Annotated in this window: 24 protein-coding genes and 1 pseudogene; 15 read left to right on the top strand and 10 right to left on the bottom strand. The window is 65.6% G+C overall.

The window, feature by feature from the left end; all coding sequences use genetic code 11:
- Positions 1–196 (bottom strand): annotated as a pseudogene (locus ACFXHE_RS41285) (IS3 family transposase); the annotation flags it as partial.
- A gap of 271 nt (positions 197–467) precedes the next feature.
- Between ACFXHE_RS41285 and ACFXHE_RS41280 the strand changes: the two are divergent.
- From ACFXHE_RS41280 to ACFXHE_RS41255, 6 genes are all read left to right on the top strand, one after another.
- Positions 468–599: a hypothetical protein gene (locus ACFXHE_RS41280; protein WP_379390742.1), complete on the top strand. Its 132-nt coding sequence runs from the start codon at positions 468–470 to the stop codon at positions 597–599.
- A 611-nt stretch (positions 600–1,210) separates the two neighbouring features.
- Positions 1,211–1,528 carry an antibiotic biosynthesis monooxygenase family protein gene (locus tag ACFXHE_RS41275; RefSeq protein WP_379390741.1) on the top strand — a complete coding sequence of 106 codons (318 nt, stop codon included), beginning with the start codon at positions 1,211–1,213 and terminating at the stop codon, positions 1,526–1,528.
- A 299-nt stretch (positions 1,529–1,827) separates the two neighbouring features.
- Positions 1,828–2,055 carry a hypothetical protein gene (locus ACFXHE_RS41270; protein ID WP_379390740.1) on the top strand — a complete coding sequence of 76 codons (228 nt, stop codon included), beginning with the start codon at positions 1,828–1,830 and terminating at the stop codon, positions 2,053–2,055.
- 274 nt (positions 2,056–2,329) lie between these two features.
- Complete coding sequence (locus ACFXHE_RS41265) at positions 2,330–2,632, top strand: hypothetical protein (RefSeq protein WP_379390739.1); 303 nt, start codon at positions 2,330–2,332, stop codon at positions 2,630–2,632.
- Positions 2,625–2,972, top strand: coding sequence for a hypothetical protein (locus ACFXHE_RS41260; protein ID WP_379390738.1), 348 nt, complete (start codon positions 2,625–2,627; stop codon positions 2,970–2,972). Before ACFXHE_RS41265 ends, ACFXHE_RS41260 begins: the two co-directional genes overlap by 8 nt.
- A gap of 101 nt (positions 2,973–3,073) precedes the next feature.
- Positions 3,074–3,613, top strand: a complete 540-nt coding sequence (locus tag ACFXHE_RS41255) for a hypothetical protein (protein ID WP_379390736.1) — start codon at positions 3,074–3,076, stop codon at positions 3,611–3,613.
- A gap of 31 nt (positions 3,614–3,644) precedes the next feature.
- On the opposite strand, the gene ACFXHE_RS41250 is transcribed toward ACFXHE_RS41255, so the two are convergent.
- The gene (locus ACFXHE_RS41250) at positions 3,645–3,767 is read right to left on the bottom strand and encodes a hypothetical protein (protein ID WP_379390734.1); all 123 of its coding nucleotides are present in this window, start codon (positions 3,765–3,767) and stop codon (positions 3,645–3,647) included.
- A 180-nt stretch (positions 3,768–3,947) separates the two neighbouring features.
- On the opposite strand from ACFXHE_RS41250, the gene ACFXHE_RS41245 reads away from it, so the two are divergent.
- Positions 3,948–5,141 (top strand): hypothetical protein, encoded by a 1,194-nt coding sequence (locus ACFXHE_RS41245; protein WP_379390732.1) that lies wholly within the window; start codon positions 3,948–3,950, stop codon positions 5,139–5,141.
- Between the two features lie 40 nt (positions 5,142–5,181).
- Here the strand turns inward: ACFXHE_RS41245 and ACFXHE_RS41240 are convergent, their stop codons facing one another.
- Positions 5,182–5,715 (bottom strand): hypothetical protein, encoded by a 534-nt coding sequence (locus ACFXHE_RS41240; protein ID WP_379390730.1) that lies wholly within the window; start codon positions 5,713–5,715, stop codon positions 5,182–5,184.
- Positions 5,716–6,245: 530 nt separating this feature from the next.
- Between ACFXHE_RS41240 and ACFXHE_RS41235 the strand changes: the two genes are divergently transcribed.
- Positions 6,246–6,797, top strand: a complete 552-nt coding sequence (locus ACFXHE_RS41235) for a TetR/AcrR family transcriptional regulator (RefSeq protein ID WP_379390728.1) — start codon at positions 6,246–6,248, stop codon at positions 6,795–6,797.
- A gap of 206 nt (positions 6,798–7,003) precedes the next feature.
- Positions 7,004–7,837, top strand: a complete 834-nt coding sequence (locus tag ACFXHE_RS41230) for an alpha/beta hydrolase (protein WP_379390726.1) — start codon at positions 7,004–7,006, stop codon at positions 7,835–7,837.
- A gap of 93 nt (positions 7,838–7,930) precedes the next feature.
- Here the strand turns inward: ACFXHE_RS41230 and ACFXHE_RS41225 are convergent, their stop codons facing one another.
- Together ACFXHE_RS41225 and ACFXHE_RS41220 are read right to left on the bottom strand one after the other, a co-directional pair.
- Positions 7,931–8,920, bottom strand: coding sequence for a patatin-like phospholipase family protein (locus ACFXHE_RS41225; protein WP_379390724.1), 990 nt, complete (start codon positions 8,918–8,920; stop codon positions 7,931–7,933).
- Positions 8,917–10,200 (bottom strand): fatty acid desaturase family protein, encoded by a 1,284-nt coding sequence (locus tag ACFXHE_RS41220; protein ID WP_379390722.1) that lies wholly within the window; start codon positions 10,198–10,200, stop codon positions 8,917–8,919. Before ACFXHE_RS41220 ends, ACFXHE_RS41225 begins: the two co-directional genes overlap by 4 nt.
- 494 nt (positions 10,201–10,694) lie before the next feature.
- On the opposite strand from ACFXHE_RS41220, the gene ACFXHE_RS41215 reads away from it, so the two are divergent.
- The 3 genes from ACFXHE_RS41215 (at position 10,695) to ACFXHE_RS41205 (ending at position 13,809) form a co-directional block, all read left to right on the top strand.
- A complete protein-coding gene (locus tag ACFXHE_RS41215; protein WP_379390745.1) occupies positions 10,695–12,383 on the top strand; it encodes a metallophosphoesterase in 1,689 nt (562 codons plus the stop codon).
- Between the two features lie 84 nt (positions 12,384–12,467).
- Positions 12,468–13,292, top strand: a complete 825-nt coding sequence (locus ACFXHE_RS41210; protein ID WP_379390720.1) for a helix-turn-helix domain-containing protein — start codon at positions 12,468–12,470, stop codon at positions 13,290–13,292.
- Positions 13,293–13,350: 58 nt separating this feature from the next.
- The gene (locus tag ACFXHE_RS41205; protein WP_379390718.1) at positions 13,351–13,809 is read left to right on the top strand and encodes an SRPBCC family protein; all 459 of its coding nucleotides are present in this window, start codon (positions 13,351–13,353) and stop codon (positions 13,807–13,809) included.
- Positions 13,810–13,822: 13 nt separating this feature from the next.
- Here ACFXHE_RS41205 and ACFXHE_RS41200 read toward each other — a convergent pair whose 3' ends face one another.
- Positions 13,823–14,206 carry a winged helix-turn-helix transcriptional regulator gene (locus tag ACFXHE_RS41200; RefSeq protein WP_379390716.1) on the bottom strand — a complete coding sequence of 128 codons (384 nt, stop codon included), beginning with the start codon at positions 14,204–14,206 and terminating at the stop codon, positions 13,823–13,825.
- 87 nt (positions 14,207–14,293) lie between these two features.
- Here ACFXHE_RS41200 and ACFXHE_RS41195 point away from each other — a divergent pair, with 87 nt between their 5' ends.
- A complete protein-coding gene (locus tag ACFXHE_RS41195) occupies positions 14,294–15,274 on the top strand; it encodes a zinc-dependent alcohol dehydrogenase family protein (RefSeq protein WP_379390714.1) in 981 nt (326 codons plus the stop codon).
- On the opposite strand, the gene ACFXHE_RS41190 is transcribed toward ACFXHE_RS41195, so the two are convergent.
- Positions 15,264–15,998 (bottom strand): enoyl-CoA hydratase/isomerase family protein, encoded by a 735-nt coding sequence (locus ACFXHE_RS41190; protein ID WP_379390712.1) that lies wholly within the window; start codon positions 15,996–15,998, stop codon positions 15,264–15,266. The two genes, ACFXHE_RS41195 and ACFXHE_RS41190, sit on opposite strands and share 11 nt — an antisense overlap.
- A gap of 123 nt (positions 15,999–16,121) precedes the next feature.
- Here ACFXHE_RS41190 and ACFXHE_RS41185 point away from each other — a divergent pair, with 123 nt between their 5' ends.
- Positions 16,122–16,502 (top strand): winged helix-turn-helix transcriptional regulator, encoded by a 381-nt coding sequence (locus ACFXHE_RS41185; protein ID WP_379390710.1) that lies wholly within the window; start codon positions 16,122–16,124, stop codon positions 16,500–16,502.
- Between the two features lie 102 nt (positions 16,503–16,604).
- Here the strand turns inward: ACFXHE_RS41185 and ACFXHE_RS41180 are convergent, their stop codons facing one another.
- Genes ACFXHE_RS41180 through ACFXHE_RS41170 form a run of 3 tightly spaced genes read right to left on the bottom strand, consistent with a single transcriptional unit; the run spans position 16,605 to position 18,003 of the window.
- Positions 16,605–16,808: a hypothetical protein gene (locus tag ACFXHE_RS41180; RefSeq protein WP_379390708.1), complete on the bottom strand. Its 204-nt coding sequence runs from the start codon at positions 16,806–16,808 to the stop codon at positions 16,605–16,607.
- On the bottom strand, positions 16,808–17,419 hold the full coding sequence (locus ACFXHE_RS41175) for a YitT family protein (protein ID WP_379390706.1): 612 nt from the start codon (positions 17,417–17,419) through the stop codon (positions 16,808–16,810). Before ACFXHE_RS41175 ends, ACFXHE_RS41180 begins: the two co-directional genes overlap by 1 nt.
- Positions 17,398–18,003 carry a cysteine hydrolase family protein gene (locus ACFXHE_RS41170; RefSeq protein ID WP_379390704.1) on the bottom strand — a complete coding sequence of 202 codons (606 nt, stop codon included), beginning with the start codon at positions 18,001–18,003 and terminating at the stop codon, positions 17,398–17,400. Before ACFXHE_RS41170 ends, ACFXHE_RS41175 begins: the two co-directional genes overlap by 22 nt.
- A 327-nt stretch (positions 18,004–18,330) precedes the next feature.
- On the opposite strand from ACFXHE_RS41170, the gene ACFXHE_RS41165 reads away from it, so the two are divergent.
- Positions 18,331–18,657 (top strand): hypothetical protein, encoded by a 327-nt coding sequence (locus tag ACFXHE_RS41165; RefSeq protein ID WP_379390702.1) that lies wholly within the window; start codon positions 18,331–18,333, stop codon positions 18,655–18,657.
- Positions 18,658–18,765: the final 108 nt, after the last annotated feature.

Raw genomic sequence — 18,765 nt, 5'->3', positions numbered from 1 at the left:
GCGACCGCCGGCGGTCGCCGTTGCACCGACCGCGACTGCCCGGCCACCCGGCAGGCACGCCGTTGCGATACCCGGAATCGTTGCTGCAGAACCACAACGGCTCTGCGGCGCCGGTCCGGGTTCAGTAGTTTCCCCGGTTCAGTTCGTTGAGCATGTCGATGTCGAGGGCCTGCTCGGCGACCATCTTCTTCAACCGCGTCCGCAGGTCGTGCACGCCGATCGGGGCACATCGATGACGTCCAAGTCCGTCGCCGCGCTGCTGGCAGATCTCGAGGTCACCCGTCGCACTTCTGCAAGACGCTGAGTGCTACCAGGGCACCCAGCATGCCGCGAAGAGGGCCCTCACCAGCATCGGCCTCCCGGAAACCGTCGAGGCGCTCATCGCGCACCTGCGACCACACCCATCAGAAGACGAAGGACCGGACGTCTCGGAACGGTTGTACGCCGTGCTCAGTACCCTCCTCGGTATGCCACGCGAGGCACTCGCTGTCACCCGCGAGTTGGACGAGGCTCTGCGGGAGCTGATGACCCACCCCGAGGATTGGCTGCGCGATATGGCCCAGAGCGTCGCCGACAAGGCGAACGGCCACGCCGACTGATCACCAAACATGTTGTGCCTCGGCCAATTGGCACGACATCACCATCCGCCGTGTCGCCGAGTTGGTATCCGCAATCGACCCGGCCGCAACCCAGGCTTTGCGTGAACTACTCGCCTGGCACCGGCCCGACAACTTCCACCCGCCGCTCTACGCCGTCATCTGACGGTGTGTTGCTGACGCTGTGCCGTTGCCGGCCGTTCTCAACGAAATCGCGATTATGATTGCCCTCTCCGAGCTGCCCGACGAAGCCGGCAAGCCGGAAGGCTGAGGGCAAGTCGATCAACCACATGCTCGCAATCGACGCGGCTGACCCGATGTTTGCTCGAAGACGATGAAAGTTGTTCTGAACGGTGAGGATCGGAACCGAACGGTCGGCTGCTTAGCGGGGGCGGTCAGCGACCGCGGGCGCGGCTGCCGCGCGGGACCGCCGAGTTGTGCGGCAAGCAGATGTTGCCGATCGCACGTGCTGCCGGACTCTCGTACGATCGCGATGAAGTATGGCCCGCCATCGCGTAACTGTCCTTTCAAGGTAGGGACTCAGCGATCCACTACTATCCGCCTCCGTGGCATCTTCGTCCTCGGTCGAGCGTCCCCAACCGCCCTACTACGCCGTGATCATCACGACCCAGCTCCGGGGCGAGGAGGCTTCGGATCACCAGGCGATGGCCACCCCCATGACCGAACTCGGTACCGGGTGGCCCGGTTACCTCGGCCGCGAAAGCATGACCGACGGCCAAGGCCGAGACCTGTCGGTCCTCTATTACCGTGACGAGGAATCTATCCGCGCCTGGAAGGCCGATGTCGAACATCTCGAAGCACAACGGCTCGGCAAACAGCGCTGGTACCAGAACTACACAGTCGAAGTAGCACGAGTCGAAAGAGGCTATTCCTTCTCGCGCGAAATCGGAGGACGGGTCGTCTCCGAATAGACGCGGCCGGGTCGGGTCACGGGTAGGCAGGAACTTCGCCCAACCGCCGGCGCGAGGACGGGAACTCGGATCCAACGCGAACGGTTCTGTTCGATCGCGGGCACAAGGTCGGTTAGGCGGCACAGCGGTGGCTGTGAACTCTGACGCGGTGGACGCGGCGAAAAGGCTGCTCCAAGTGGGGGTTTCGTCGCCGAGTCGGTTTGCGAATAATATTGTTCGTAACAGTGTGGACACGGCGTTCGATCCACTCGTGGGGTCACTTTTGTAGCCGAAACAAACACAGGAAGATCGGGTTCCCAATGATTCGAGTCAACCGCCAGATCGTCGCCGGATCCTTGCTGGCCGGCGCGTTGTTGGCGACGGCCGCTCCCGCCCATGCTGAAGCTCCGGCTGACCCCCAGCAGGTCAGCAACACCGAAATCGCCAGCGGCTCATCCGATATCGTCACTGGCTCAGCCGACTTCCTCACCGGCTTGACCGGTCTGAATCGCATGGCCTGCGGCACCATCTGGCGCCAGTGCCCTTGATCGAGCCCGCCCGGTCGACTCGAACCACCCCAGGAATGGGGAGCTCCTAACCTGAACACGAATGAGTTCGGAAAGGAGTGTCGATGTCGACCATGGTCAGGAGCGAACATCGGACCGTCGATGACATGCCTTGGCAGAATTCGGGATCCTGTCAAGGCATGGATGTCGGCAGAACGTGAATACTGACCCCCGCGTGGCATGTGCGGGTTCAGGCGGTCATCGCACCGGCCGAGATGGGAGATTCTTGCGGTAGTCTCTGGGGTAGTCTTGGTAGGTGGCGATCGTGTGGTTCTGGGCGTTGGCGCGGATGTTGGAGCGTTACGAGGTCGATCCGGATGACGTGTTCGATCTGGTCGGTGCTTGGGTGACTGCGAGGCGGGGCGTCTGGTTCCGGACCGCGATCGATCCCGCCACGGGGTTGACGACGTTCGTGCTGTGGGGTCGTCCCGACAGCGGAGTTCCGGTCGCCGTCTACGCCCGCCGTAAAGGCCGCGATACCGAGGTGTATGCGGCTCGCTACCTTACCGAGGAACAGATCGCCGAGTTCGAGAAATGGGAGGCGACCCGCAATGACTGACCCGATGGACAACATGAGCCCCGACCAGGTGGCCGCGATGATCGACCGCCTCGAATTCGTCGACGACACCGTCACCGAAGCCGACCTCGGAATCGATGTCGGGCCCGGCGCGGCGCCGGTATTCGTCCCCCGATCCATCAAGATGCCCTACGAGCTGGACATGGCGTGCAAGTCGCGCGCCGAACTTCTCGGCATGTCGCAGTCGGCCTACATCAGGTCGCTCATCGAGCGCGATATCGCGACCGCCGGGACCGGTGAGCAGCGGCCGGAGTGGGTGATCGAGGTGCTCGGCGTCATCGCCCGCCACGAGCACGACGAACAGCACCGCAAGGCGTCCTGACCCCCGATCGTGGGGGACGCTGTTCGCAATACTTCGGCGGTGGTCCCGCGGTGAACCGCCGCTTCGCGGGTCCGCCGTGCCGACCGAAATAAGCTGTCCCCGTGCCCGATACCGTAGATCTGACCCTGCCGGCCGCCCTCGCGGAAGTGTTCGCCATCGGTTTCGAGTGGAACTGGGACGAGGACACCGACGAATCCACCGGTTGCGACTTCGAACCGTACGCACAATTCGAAGCGCCCGATCGCACGGCCTGGTGGTTCCGCCTCTGGACCGGCAACGATGTGGTCGATGGTGGTGAATTCCGCTTCTTCGGGTCGACCGGCGCCGGAGACTACGTCGGCTGTTGGCTGGTCCGCCCGGCTGCGCCGCTCACCGCCCAACCCATCGTCTACGTAGGTTCCGAGGGCGAGACCGGTGTTATCGCAAGAGATCTCGATGATCTGCTCTGGATCTTCGCCAACGGTGCGGGCCCGGCGGAAGCCTTCACCCGCCCGACAGCCGACACCGAGCCGAACGATGAATTCCGCGCCATCGCCGAGCGCTACGCACCGGGCAAGAGCCGCCCTACGGCGCAGATCGTGGCCGAGGCCCGCGAGGAGTTTCCCGGCTTCTCGGCGTTCATCGACTCCTTGTGTCGTTGAATGCTGTGGGATCGCCGCGGGCCGAGTCGCGCTAGCGGTCGGGGGAGATGACGGTATCGGGTGCGACCAGTCCGACCAGTACGCCGACCACCTGTCGGAGCGTGCTTTCGGTGGCTACGCCGATGTAGTTGGGATGGTGTGCCAGTTTCACCACCGACCCGCGCTCCCGCGCAAACAGGCCATACCCACAGGTGAGATCCGCTGACCTTGTCAACCTCGGGAGTGATTGAGCCGAAGTGGATCTCGACGATGAGCTTGGGGTGTGACTACCCAGACTCATCGCATCCCGCCGGCGCGCAGGATTCGGGCAACTGCGGGAATGTTCGGTGCCGCAATGCTTTTCGGAACTGCGGCGCTGACGGCAGGGTGCGGCCATTCGCCGGAGGCGGCGCATTCCACACCGTCGGACGGGACTCGCGGGCGACTCGTGAAGGCCGAGCACCTGCGGAACTACTCGTCCGACGAGATCAGAGCCGCACTGGCAGCCGATGAATTCGATACCGGTGCAGTGCGATTCGATGTCGAGACTTATCGCCTGACATACGAGACCGTCGATCCGGGCGGTCGGCCGACCACTGCCAGCGGAGTACTCGCGCTACCCCGCAACGGCCGGCGTGATCTGGCCACGGTGGCATATGAGCACGGCACGCAGCCCACCAAGGCCGCGGCCGCGTCGGTCACCGAGGAAAGCGGAGACCTGGTCGCGACACTCACCTACGCGACCGCGGGTTTCGCCGGCGTCGCACCTGACTATCTGGGACTGGGCCTGGGGCCCAACCCGCACCCGTACATGGATCTGCCCTCGGAGACCACCGCGTCGGTGGACATGCTGCGCGCCGCACGCACCCAGGCCGCGACCCTCGATCGCCGACTCCGTGCTGACGTCGACATCGTCGGGTTCTCCCAGGGCGGACCGGCAGCGATGGCACTGGCGCGCGCATTACAGAGTGGCGCGGACACCGACTTTCGGGCGGCCGCGGTCGCCGCGATCAGCGGACCGTTCGACTTGAGAAACGCGGAACTGCCCGCGGTGTTCGACGGCACACTGGACCCCGGCGCAGGCTCCTTCTACAGCGCCTACCTGCTGGTGTCGTGGAATCGCCTGCACGGGCTGTACACCTCACCGAGCGAGGTCTTCCAGGCACCCTACGACGGCGTCGTGGAGCAACTCTTCGATGGCACGCACTCCTTCGAAGACATCGCCACAGCCCTGGCACCCGATGTCGAGCACTTGTTGACCCCGCAGGGCATCGACCTGCTGCGCAACCCCACCGGCCCGCTCGCCGCGGCAATGACGATTGCCGACAGCGCGTGTAGCGACTGGACGCCGCACCTACCCGTGCGGCTCTACACCGGCAGCCAGGACCGCGACGTCGCCGCGACCAACAGCGCCAACTGCCGAGCCGCGCTGCGCCAACACCGCGTCGCCGCCCCGATCACCGATCTGGGCCCGGTGGATCACAACGGCTCCGGCATCGCCGGAACCTCACGAGCCCTGCACTGGTTCATGGAACTGAACCCGAGCTGACCCCCCAGACCTGGAACCTGTTGGCTCACAGGCGAAGCTGTCACGCCACCGTCGGGATCGGATCTCGGCCTTGCCAACTGCCGGGTTCGAAGGTGTGGCAGGCGAGCTCGCCAGGGTCTTTTCCCGCCTCGGCCAGCAATTCACCTGTGGCCGACCAGATGCCCGAGCGGCCCGAGGTCTGAGGGAATCCGCCACCGGTCGGGCCCGCAAACGCTGCGGTGGCTGCCCACACGCCATGCTCGGTCGCCACGTTGCGGGCACGTTCGCCGTGGACTGCCGCCTCTTCCGCGCTGTGCACCACGCCGGCTACATATCCGTGGATATCGAGCGCGGCAGTCCGCCGCGCGTGCTCGGCGATCCCGGTGTCTCGGCAGATGGCCAGCCCCAAGTCCGGGAACACCACCACCCGCGCACGCGCGGCCCGGATCAGCTCGACATGCGCCTCGACATTGGCGGCTACGTCATGCGATACGCACCGAGGTTGCGCAACAGCGATCCGCAAAGCTTCCCGCACCGATCCCTCATCTCTCTGCTGTGACAGTGAATCCCGCTCGTTCCGCCAGTTCTTGCTCACCCGGTGCCGAACTGTCCTGCTCGAATAGGCGAACTTGCGAACGTAGCGGCGTTCTGTGGCAGGCGCAACCGCGGTCGGAGTCGATGCAGACCGGACACGCGCAGCCGCAGCAGCTCGTCTGCAGGGACCGATGTACGGGGTGAGCGCGAATCGGTCACATGACGATTCAATCGACGATACGACCAGCTGCGAGGACTCCAACGCGGGCCCCTTCTGCGATCGGACCTTCGCCATCGCCGCCGCCGACGGCACGCCCGATGAATCAGGTGGCTGGATCGCCAGAACGAGCACGTCTCGGTCTTCGCCTTTGGTGGCCAGGGAAATCGAGCATCCGCCCGTGGGGCAGGTCGACCCCGACTTGTGGCCGAGTACCAGGACCGGGAGTGAGAAGCAGCGCTTCGGCGGCCCAGAACACCGGCGAGTTCCGGAGGTAGGTTCGTGTCATGGATTGTTCGACACCGTCCACGCAAGAGGAGGCAATGGCTTCGCCGGGCTCTAGGTACCGGCGTTCGACGGGGTCTGCTCGTGGTGTGGCTCGGCGCGAGGAGCTGCTCGATCGCGTCACCGACGATCTGGTCGCGCATGGCCTGGTTGACTTTTCACTGAGACGGGCGGCGCGAGCAGCCGGCACCACACACAAGGTGCTGCTCTACCACTTCTCCGCAGCCGACGACCTGCTCGTTGAGGCGATCGCGCGATTGCGCGACAAGCGCATCGGTGCCGCCTTCGCTGCACCACAGCAGCAGAGGTTGTCGGCGCGTGTGCAAGCGCTGTGGCAGATACTTCTTGATCCGATGACCGGGCTGCGGGTGCTCGATCAGGCGATCGGACTGGCGATATACGATCCGCAGCGGCATGCTGCACTGGGCAGGGAGGCATCGAAACAGTACCTGCCACTGCTACTTTCGCTGTGCCCGGCAGTGTGGCCGGAGCAACGCAAGCGCGAGGTGGCCCAGATGATCCTCGCGGCGCTGCGTGGTTTCCTGATCGACTGGCTCACCAGCGGAGACATCGCCGGCGCCGAGGCCGGGCTCGAGGCGCTCGTGCGCGCCCTCGAGCGCGAAGAATTGGCCGACCAATAGTCCTGTGCTGCAAGAGTTTCCGGGACACCCACACGATCGTTGACACGATGTGAACCACATGGTTCACTTCGAGGTGGGGATGCCCACGGATTCACCGAAAGGCCGGAGCGTCGATGTCGATCGTGCGGAGAAAACTACAGTTCGCCAGCGGCGGCGGGACATGCGCGGCGTGGCACTATCCAGGAGCCAACGGCGGTTGCGTCGTCATGGCCGGCCCGATCGCCGTGACCAAGGAACCCGGCACTGACCTGTTCGCGAAGCGGTTCCACGCAGCCGGATTCAGCGTGATCGCCTTCGACTATCGCCACCTCGGGGAAAGCAGTGGCATTCCGCGTCAGGTGGTACGCATCAGCGAACAGCTCGAGGACTGGGCGGCGGCAGTCGAATTCGCCTCCGCCCTGCCGGAAGTCGACCCGGGCAAGATCGCCCTGTGGGGGCATTCACTCTCGGGTGGCCACGTCCTGCATGTAGCCGCGCGTCTGCCCGGCGTGGCGGCTGCGATAGCTCAATCACCGCATGCAGACGGATTTGCGATCTCCCGCAACGCATCTCGATATCAGAAGCCAGTCGCACTGCTGCATTTCACCGGCCGGGCACTGCTCGATCTCCTCGCCGGCCTGGTCGGCAAACCGCCGCTGCTTGTTCCGTTGGTCGGCGAACCGGGGTCCGTAGCGGCGCTTACGACACCCGACGCCACCGACATGCCAACGGCGCTGGATCCCGACGGTGAATACCGGGACTGGCCGCAGACCGTCGCCGCCCGTTCGGCGTTGCGGACCGGGTTCTACTCACCAGGCCGTCACGCCCCACGGGTGCGATGCCCGCTGCTGGTCATCGCCTGCGACGACGACCGGTCGGCAATGACTCAGCCCGCGGTCCGCGTAGCCACGCGAGCTCCCCACGCGGAATTGATCCGCCTGCCCGGTGGTCACTACGCACCGTACTCGAACGCGCACGAAGAGGCCGTCGAGGCGGAGCTGTCCTTCCTCCACCGGCATCTGCTCGATCGCCGACCGGCCCAGAACGCTACCGCTCACTGAGGGAAGCCGCACCGGTGCAGACAACGCCGATGCTGTTCCACAGATTGCACCCTTTGTGGTTGCTCCAGTGGTTGCCCGCCGCTTGTTGACTCGTCAGGCGGTTGTTTGGATTCGGTCGGTTGTCATGGTTTCGTCGGGAAGCCCGATGATGTGTGGGTCGACGATGTTGAGCAGTTGTTGATCGGTGCGGGAGTGGATCCATCTGGTGGAAATGGCGTAGCCGGTGTCGAACAATTCCTCGGGCGCATGTGTGGGTGATGTGAGTGCGGCGCCGTAGGGTTGGTGGGCGAAGATCGTCGACTCCCGCAGGGTTTGGTTGTGGAACGGACGCGGCCTGCTGCGGATGGCCGGTAGTGCCGGATGCAGTAGCGGGAAGAGCAATCCGCCTCGGCTGTCGTATGGCTGCGGCCCGTACAGGTCCAGAATCAGGGCAGGGTGTGGGGTGAAGATGTCGTGAGGGACGCGGAATTGGCAGCCACCGTCGAAGATGTCCTCCAGTCCCGGGGCGGCGGGCAGTGCTCCTGGTATGCGGGTAGCGGCGACGAGTGCGTCGGCGACGGGCAGGTCGGACAAGCCGAGCCTCGGTAGGTCCCGTGGTAGCAGCAGCGTGCCGTGAACGGCGGAGAACACGGGTATGAGCAGCGACGACGCGGCCTGGTGGGCTTGTTGGCCCGGGATCGGGTCGAGGGCGAAGTCGGCGAACGTGCGGTCACCGACGATGGTGTGGGCCAGATCGCGGATGCGCGCCTGCGGATACAAGGCGTGCCGGGTCAGCATGGAGCGGAAGTTCTTCGCGCCCATGACGTTTTGTTCAGGGTGATCGATCGCGATTCGCCGGGCCTGGGCCCGAGTCGTGCCGAGTGCGATCGCCGCGGCAGCGATAGCGCCACCGCTGACACCTACGGCCACCGGTTGCGGTGCAAGGGCCGGTTGTGGGTGGTTGCGGGCGTGTATGGCCGCGAGTGCGTCCGTCGCGCCGATCGCCATCCCGACCATCAAGGTGAGGCTGCGGCCGGCCACTCCAGCGAGAATCCGGACCACCGGCCGCTCTGCCGTTACCGGGTCTGTTCGCGCTGCCGTCATGAACGCTTCCACCCGAACCACCGGCCCCGCCCATGGGCTGGCTGCCTCGAGCGTTCGGTGACGGCTAGGGCGGCGCGAAGCCCTTGTCGTGCACCGGTGATCGGGTCGGTCGGCTTCTGGATGGTCCGGCCGTCGTGGGTCAGCGAGGTCCCGAGAAACTTTCGCTCGGATCTGGTTTCGGTGGCGTCGTCGGAGGTGTGGCGCAGCAACCAGTCTGGAAGCGCGAGTTTCCAAGCGGTGCGGTAGGTCAGCCAGAACTGTGCAGGCAGCCGGCCCGTGGTGTAGGGCAGGTCGTATTTGTCGCACAATGCGCGAACACGCTCGGCGATCTCGGGGTAGCGGTTACTGGGCAGGTCGGGGAAAAGGTGGTGCTCGATCTGGTAGCAGAGGTTGCCGCTCAATAGTGCCAGCGTCGGACCGGCGTGGAAGTTCGCCGAGCCCAGCAACTGCCGCAGGTACCAGTGACTGCGGGTTTCCTCCTCGAGTTGCTCGATGGTGAATTTCTCTGCGCCGTCAGGGAAGTGCCCGCACATGATCACCAGGTAGGACCAGAGGTTTCGCAGCAGTAGCGCCAGCGCGTTGGCGGTGAGCGTGTGTCTGAACCTGCGTCCGCTGAGCGCGGGGAACAGCAGGAAGTCCTTGCCGATTTGCCGGCCGAGCTTCCGGGCGAACTCGGTGTCCGGTTTCGACCGCAGCCGGCCGCGGGGAATGCCCAGAAGCTGTCGCTCGAGAGCCAGGTCGTGCACTGCGATGGCCAATTCGAACGATGCGGCCAACAGCAGATTGGTCACCGGCTGCAACAGGTGGATCGGTCGCCAGGGCTCGTCGCGAGTCATCCGCGAGACGACGAAGCCCAGGTCCTCGTCTTTGCCGTAGACATTGGTGTACGTATGGTGAATGTAGTTGTGTGCGTGCTTCCAATGCGCCGACGGTCCGATGAAATCCCACTCCCACTGGGTGGAATGGATTTCCGGGTCGTTCATCCAATCCCATTGACCGTGGCTGATGTTATGGCCGAGCTCCATCATCTCGATGACCTTCGCGGCTGCCAGGATCACGGTCCCCGCAATCCGTGCCATCCGGTAGCGCCCGCCGAACAGCAACAGTCGGCCGCTTGCCTCGAGACCACGCTGGATCCGGATGATTCGCCGGATATAGTCGGCGTCCGGCTGCCCGAGGGAATCCTCGATGTCGGTGCGGATCTGGTCGAGTTCGCGTCCTAGCGCCTCGATGTCGTTCTCGCTCAGGTGGGCGAATGCCCGGATATCAGTGATGGCCATCGGCGTTCCTACCCGTCTCGTCGATCCGCGCGTGTGACATCTTTCAGCCGTAACCGTGCGGGCTTCAGTTCTGTTGTTGTGGTGGCAGTGCGGATCGGCTCCGTCACAGTTGATGTGGCGGTTGTCGAGTTCACCGATTCGTCTCCTGTCGACCACCGGCCCACGAACCACTGTGGGTCGGTACGGGTGTCAATGAGTGGAACCGGACGAACCTAGCCCGGGCGGCGCGATTCGCCAGCAGCGAGAAGGATCATGTGCGCCGCAGTGCTTTTCGTGTGCAGGGAAGGCCGATCCGCAGGGACGGGCGTCGCGCAGTTCGGTGTCGGTGTCGCCGGCTCAGTGATCGAGAAAGTCGGGGGATAAGCTGCCGTGCTGCGTCAAAGGCCGTAGATCATTTCCCTCGGGCGGGAACGCGTGCTTGCCCAGATGTCGGGCGGGACCTAGCTTCTCGGCTAGCTCACGTGGATCACCAACGACGACTGAGGTTTTGGGTGCTGAATCCTCCCGGCGCGGTGCCGCGCACCGGCATTCCCTCGCAGCTTGCCGCGAACCTGACGATGGCCGAGCAGTACGACTGGCACCGTGCGTTCCGTAAGCGGCACCGGGTAAGCCGCCGGTCGTTCCTGCAGGGTGGTGCGGCCGCGGCGATGGTCGCCGGACTCGGTTCCTTCGGTCGGGTCGCCTACGCTGCGGACGCGCCGCTGGCGGTCGGCGGGCGACATGTCGGATTCGGCCCGGATGCGGCCAGCCAGTTGAGGTTCTCGGCGCAGTTGTCGCGTAATCCTCTCGGTGCCAAGGTGTTTCTCGACCATGGCCCCACTCCGGCCCTGGGCGCGACCACCGAGGCCGAGGTGCGCAACCTGGTGACGCAGATCCCCCGCACCGATGGGGGAATGCTCGCCGCCGAGCAGTTCTACGTCCACGGCCGAGTCGACGGGCTGCCCGGACGGTTGCCGCACTTCTACCGCTGGCGCACCTCCGACGGATTCACCACCGACGTCGTGGCGGCCCGCACCGCGATGCCGAGCGCACGCCTCGCGCTCCTGCCCTTCCGATTCACCATGATGGGAGATCAGGGCATCGACGACACTCCCGCTGAGCCGAGCGGCATACGTCCCGGCGCCTATCGCAACAGCCACAGCGACGGTGATGCACCCGATGCCCGCAACGCCGAGAACATCCAGCGCCAGATCGTCGCCTCCAACCCCGACTTCCACATCCTGGCCGGAGACATCTGCTACGCGGACAATTCACACGGTGGCGGCCCGGACTGGTTCGCGCCGAGCGGCAGAACCGACAATCCGGGAGTCGACGCCTACAACCCGTTCGTATGGGACAGCTACTTCCAAGCCATCGAATCCAGTGCCGCGCGCGTGCCGTGGATGTTCACCACCGGCAACCACGACATGGAAGCAATCTATGGCACCCATGGCTACGGCGGGCTGACGAGGAGACTGGACCTGCCCGGCAACGGGCCGGACGGCTGCCCCTCGGTGTATTCGTTCCGCTACGGCAATGTGGCGGTGCTGTCGCTGGATGCGAACGAGGTGAGCTGGCAGGTACGCGCCAACCTCGGCTATTCCGGTGGGGCACAGACGAGCTGGGTGGAGCACACCTTGGCCGCGTATCGAGCGGACCCCGCTGTCGATTTCATCGTCTGTTTCTTCCACGAATGCGCGTACGCGACCGGCGTGGGCGCGGCCAGTGACGGCGGGGTGCGCTCGGCCTGGTCGGATCTGTTCGACCGGTATCGGGTCGATGTGGTGCTGCAGGGCCACAACCACAACTTCGAACGGACCGATCCGATGCGTGGTGGCCGACCCACCAAGGCCGCGCCGGACAACTCGATCGTCTACCCCGAAACAGATGGCACGGTCTACTACGTCGTAGGTGGCGGCGGTGCGATCCACGCGACGTTCCCGGCTGATGAGAGCTACCGCGGCAACGAGTTGCCCGACACCACCGTCGCCAAGGCCACGTTGTGGACCAGCGACGGTACCGATCAGGGCGAGACCGATATTGCCTGGTCGCGCGTTCGGTTCCGCCGGTACTCGTTCATTCGGGTAGATGTGCGCCCGGGCCTTTTCGCCAGCGAGATGGACGTGACCGCGGTGGACGAGTTCGGCCGCGAATTCGACAGGATCACCTATCGGCGTCCGGTCGCGGAGAAGAAACTCCCATGAAGATCCGGAAAAGCCTGGCGGGGAACCGACAATGGCGGTCGCGGCTTCGCAGGTGTCTTCTGCCCGTCTGCACCGTCGAGGTATGTGCGGCGCACGTTCTACAGCTGGGAGGACGTGGGCTGGCAGTCGGTGCTGGTTCAAAGGTTCGAGCACGTCCCGGTCGTCGAGGATATGGCGCTGCCCGGCGCCGCGGACCTGCATCTGGTGCTGCCGGTGTCCGGGCGGGCGGAGATGGAGACCGATGACGGGGGCCGGATCGTGCGCCGGCCCTGGGTGCCGGGGCGGATCCAGTTGGGGATTCCGCACCGGCCCGTGGTCCGGCGCTACCGCGGCGACGCGTCGATGCGCAGTGTGCAGGTGCACATTCCGCGCGACACGGTCGACTCGGTCGCCGCGCGGCTGGGCGGCGAGGTGGACTACGAGGCCATGGCCGCCTCCCTCGCCGAGCTCGATCCGCTACTCGCGGAAGCGATTCGAGCGCTCGGCGCCCCGGGCGGGGCGGGCGAACTGTACGCCGAGTCCGCCGCGGCCTTCCTGACCACGCACCTGCTCACCCGGCACGCGCGGTTACCCGCCGATCGGGCCCCGGGCCGGGAGGACATCCGGGTGTGCGCGATCGTGGCGATCATGCGCGACCGGCTCGCCGAGCCGGTCACCCTGGCCGACCTCGCCGCCGAGGTGCACCTGTCGGTCTACCACCTGGTCCGGGTGTTCCGGGCCGCGACCGGCGAGACGCCGCACCGATTCCTCACCAGGCTGCGGGTCGAGGAGGCGCAACGTCTGCTGCGCGGCACCGATCTGTCGCTGGACAGGATCGCCCAGCGGTGCGGTTTCGCCACACCCGGCGCGCTGTCCGCCGCATTTCTGCGCTACACCGGGGTCCGCACCTCGGTTTACCGCAATTCCTGACCGGCACACCGCAATTCCGCGTATGGGGTGGGGAGCGCTGTCGCGTTAGCGTTTCTCGATGCAGTCCTATGACGTCACCGCCGAATCCACCGCCGCGCCTTCGGCCGTGTGGGCCCTGCTGCTCGACGCGCGCAGCTGGCCGTCCTGGACGCCGATCGACGCCCTGGAGGCCGGGCATTCGAGCGGCCTGTCCACCGACGGCCGGGACGGCGTCGGCGCGGTTCGCGCGTTCCGCACCGGGAAAGTGGTCACCAAGGAGCGGATCACCGGCCTGGACCCGGACCGCGAGTTCGCCTACGAGGGCGCGGAGAACCCGTATCTACGCGACTACCGGGCCGCGATCGAACTCCAGGAGAAGCCCGGCGGCGGTACCCGCATCCGCTGGCACGGCACGTTCACGACGCGCTGGGGGACAGGCTGGTTCCAGCAGTGGTACCTGCGCCGCTTCATGCAGACCATGGCAACCGGACTCGCCGAACACGCCGCCGAACGGACCGACCTGCACAACCGGCCCTGAGCCATCGCCGGGATCAACCCGCCGCGCGAGCCGCGGCGGCGTCCGCGGCCTGCGCCGCCTCCTGGAAGTCCGCGATGGCCCCGCCGTGGTCTCGTGCCCAGGTCGTCAGGACCTCGATGGGCTCGACCAGGGTCCGGCCGAGATCGGTGAGGGCGTATTCGACCCGCCGCGGTGCCTCGGCGCGGCGTTCGACCAGACCGTACTGCTGGAGCCGGCGCAGCGTCTGGGTGAGGACCTTGCGCGAGATGCCGCCGATGAGCTCGACGAGCTCACCGTGTCGGCAGGGCTGATGGCTGAGCCCGAAGAGCACGAGCACGGCCCATTTGTCGGAGATGATCTCGACCGCCAGCCGTGTGGGGCAGTCGGCCAGAAAGACCTGTCCAGCCATGTTCTGCATGGAATTCGAAGGTACCAGGAGGTAACTCAGGGCTCCGTAACGTCGTCCGCGGCAAACGAATTCAACATCGGATATGGAGGAGCCACCATGCCACGAGTAGTCGTGTTCGACGAGTTCGGCGGGCCGGAGGTCCTGCGGGTCGTGGAGGAGCCGGTCGTGGAGCCGGGGGTCGGCGAGGTGCGGGTCAGGATCGAAGCGTTCGCTGTCAACCCGCTCGATCAGATGATGCGTTCGGGCCTCTCGCCCGCCCCCGTGCCCTTGCCGCACGCTCGGCTGGGCGTGGAAGGAACCGGCGTCGTCGACGCAGTGGGTACCGGGGTCACCGGGCTCGAGATCGGTGATCCGGTCATCCTCGCGGCCGTTCCGGACGCGAACGTGCGGGGCAGCTACGGCGAATACACCACGGTCCCCGCGAGCCGGGTCGTCGCCCGGCCGACCGGGCTGAAAGTCACTGAGGCGGCGGCGATCTGGGTCGCCTACTCCACCGCCTACGGCGCGCTCGTCGAGAAGGCGAGGATGCGGCCCGGCGACCATGTCCTCATCACCGCCGCGTCCGGCGGCGTCGGGCGGGCGGCGATCCAGATCGCCAACCAGATCGGGGCCGTGCCCATCGCCCTCACCCGGCACGCCGCGAAGAAGGACGACCTGCTCGCCGCCGGCGCCGCCGCGGTCATCGCCACCGAGGGCGCCGACCTCGCCGCAGCCGTCCGCCACCACACCGGCGGGAACGGCGCGGACATCGTCCTCGATTTGGTCATGGGCCCCGGCCAGCAGGATCTCGTGCAGGCGGCCCGCCCCGGCGGAACATTGGTTGTCGCCGGCTTCCTGGACCCTCGGCCCACAGCCTTCCCGACCGGCACACCGCTCACGATCTTCAGCTACCGCAGCTTCGAGCACACCCTCGACGCCGTCGTGGTGGCGCGCATGGCGGCCTTCCTCAACGCCGGTGTGCGCCTCGGAACACCGCGGCCCGCCATCGACACGGTGTTCGCCTTCGACGACATTGTCGAGGCACACCGCCACCTCGAAAAGGGACTCCGCACAGGGAAGATCGTCGTCACGGTCTAGGAGCGGAGGAGAACGCAGACCGCTCGGCGTCGGCGATTCCTCGGAGCAATTGCTCGAGATCTCTTTCGCCGTCGGGGGTCTGCGCTCCGCTCGTCAGGGCCGTGCCCATGATCCGCTGGGCCGCGGGCTGATCCACCAGACCGGCCCAGGCATCGTTCTCCACGATCAGCCCAGGGCCGAATTCGGTTGGCGGGAGAGCCTTTTTCGCCGCGGCGATCACCCCGTCGGGGAGCGCTGCGATCTTCGATGCGACATCGGAGACATACGTATCGAGGTGTGCCGCCGGAATGGCACGGTTGATCCAGCCGATCGAGGCGGCAGTGCGGGCGTCGACGAGATCGCCGGTGAGGACGATCTCCAATGCCCGGTTCCTGCCCACTCGCTCACGCAGATACTGGGTCCCGCCGCCGCCCGGCGTGATGCCCATCAACGCTTCGACCTGTCCGAGTCCCGCCGTTTCCTCCGGCGCGGACGCGGCGAGGTCCCTCAGGATGTCCATCCGGTCGGCAACCTGGATGTCCACGTGAGCGAGAAAGAACTCGGGATTCGCGCTCTCGAACACGATGACCCGCACCTCGGAGTCCGCGCGAACCGCGGCGAGCAGGTCTTGTAGCTCACGCATCATGACCGCACCGAGTACGTTGACCGGCGGGTTGTCCAGGACGACCCGGAGAACGCCGTTCCCGCCGGTCGCCCGCAAGGTGCTGTAGCCGTCAAAAGCCATGGGGGTTGCTCCATTTCGTCTCGGCGAGTGCGCTGGTATGCAAGACATACCTAGGCTCGTCCGAGCCTCCGCGGGCATCAATTACGCACCTTCGGGACACCAGGGATCATGGAGGACACCACGATGGCTGATTCGACCCAGCAGACGGACTGGACCTTCGCCCCGGACTGCCCGAGCCGTCCCATCCTCGATCAGATCGCCGACAAGTGGTCGATGATGATCATGGCGATCCTCGAAAACCCCACTCGCTTCAATGAACTCAAGCGGCGATGCGAAGGCATCACCCAACGGGTGCTGACACAGACACTGCGCAGGCTCGAACGCAACGGCATGATCCGCCGCACAGTGCTGCCGACGTCACCGGTGGGCGTGGAGTACTCCCTCACGCCGCTCGGAGAGTCCCTGTGCGACCCGTTCCTGCATCTGTACGAATGGACCGTCCAGCACAGCGAGCAGATCGTCACCGCGCAACGCGAATACGACGAGACTGCGCAGACCCGATGATGCGGCGCGGTGCGCGCGGCCGGTGTGCTCGCGTGAATGCCGTTGTTGGCCATGATCGACTGAAAGCGGTTGTGCACGAGGTGCTTTCCCTCGAAACGGTCATTATTCCACGGTGCTTTCGCTGGTCCTGCGGTAGGCGAACCAGGGTAGGAAGAATTGGGCGATCGGGCCCACCAGCAAGGCGTACATCACCGTGCCGATACCCACGGTCCCGCCGAGAACCCAGCCCACCGCGAGCACGGCCAGCTCGATCAAGGTGCGGACGAACCGGATGGAACGCCCGGTCGTGGCGGAGGTGCCGGTCATCAGCCCGTCGCGGGGGCCGGGCCGAAGCGCGCGCCGACATAGACGGCGATGGACAGGCCGTTGAGCACGACACACCCGACGGCCGGGACAACCCGGGCCGGGAGCCCGAGGTGTTGAGGAATCAGCGAGAGACCCAGGTCGGAGGAGAACCCCACAACGATGATGTTGGCGAAGGTGCCCAACGTCGGCTTCTGCGCGAGGGGGATCCACAGCAAGAGCACGAAAACACCCAGCAGGGCACTGATCATGCCGAAACTCAGGGGAGTGTGACGTTCCAGCCCCTCGTACAGGACGCTCCAGGGATTGACGCCCAGACAGGTGCGGACCATGACCGAGAGGCTGAATCCGTACAGGGCGAGACCGACGAACAATTGGGGAAACCGTCTGAGCGGACGCTCCCCGAGACGAACGTAGGTGAGCGGCGGCAGGGACGGTCGTGTAGGGGACGCTGACGGACTCCCGTCGCGTTCGTCCTCGCCGAGTCCTTGCCCATTGACCTTCGCGATCGTCTGCTCCACTTCAGTCGGCTGCTGTTCGTGTTTGCCTGCCTGCCCGTCCGTTCCGCTCGGCTGCGGCGTGGAAGGTGTGCTCAGGCATGCCAATCGGCGCATGCGGCGACGTTGAATCCCCGGCTGGGAAAGACCGAGTCCATGAAGAAGTCGTGTATCGCCGGATCTGCGTCGGCGCATCCGTCGCGGAGCACGGTGACGTCGTAGTCGCGGTCCGCGGCCCCGTAGCAGGTCGCGGCCACCATTGCGGAGGTCGCGACACCGGCGATGGCGAGAGCGCTGACGCCCTGCGCGCGCAGTACAAGGTCGAGGTCGGTGCCCTCGAACGCACTGGCACGCTTTTTCAGCACCGTCACGTCGGTGCGTGCGACCGGCAGATCGATCTCCGTTGCGGCTGCTCCCTCGTGGAAGTTCTCGCCGTCTTCATAGAACGTTCTGAGCAGGGGGTTGCGCGGGGGGATGTCGGTGCCGTTGTCACGGAAGGCGAAGCGCACGAACACGATCAGGGCTCCGGATTCGCGGGCGCGGGGGAGTAGCTCGATGAGGGGCGCGAGAGGCTTTCGGGCGAAGGCGAAGTTGGTCGTGATACCCCGCTGGAGGTCGCCGATGATCAATGCGGTTCGGGGCACACTGTTGTCCTGACTGATAGGGGAATGATTCAACTCGTTTGATTCGCCGAGGGCCACGGACACTGGATGTGGTTGCAGGCTCGGGCGAACGAGTCCTCCGGGGAGGTACAACCTTTCAGTTTCGGCCTGAAGTCCGTCAAGCCGAGGAAGCGACATCGATGTCGCCACCGGCACTAGTGCACAACGCATCGTCGCCTTCTCTCAGTACCAGCAGATCGCGATCGCTGCAGCCAGGTATTCCCAACGTTGGGAAGTCGCTGACGCGGAGCAGATGGAATTCTAGATTCCGCCGATTTCCTTGAGGGCGAGAAGACAGCCCAGATTCGGGGATCTGGGATTCGGTTGAAGCCTCGCTACAGAGGCGAAAGGAACAGAGTGTTTTTCATGAGTATCGATCGGCGCGGACTGCTGGCGGGCCTTGCCGTCGCGGGCGCCCTCGTCACCGCCCCGCTCACGGTGTCAGTTGTAACCGCTACCGCCGAGCCCTCGGCGGCGGCGCATGCCGATCCGCAGACGTACGACCTCGCGAACTGCGATCAGCCAGAGTTCAAGGACGACAAGGATTTCCAGGACTGGTGCGCGAGAGTCCTTTGGGCCAAGAATCCCTCGAATCCGGCCAATCCGAACAGCCTGCTCAACCCGAACAACCCGCTCAATCCCAACAACCCGATCAACCCTATGAACCCCAACAGCCCGATGAATCGGCACTGACGCCTAGGTCCGCGTGAGCTTCTTGAACGTCTGAACCCGGTTGCGGTGCAGGGCTATTCCCCAGCACCCAACCGGCCAGCCGTACCCGCCGGCCGAGTTCGAAGCCGG

This window comes from Nocardia sp. NPDC059229 (assembly GCF_042754165.1).
GTDB lineage: Bacteria > Actinomycetota > Actinomycetes > Mycobacteriales > Mycobacteriaceae > Nocardia.
This window is presented reverse-complemented; position numbering and strand designations above follow the sequence as displayed.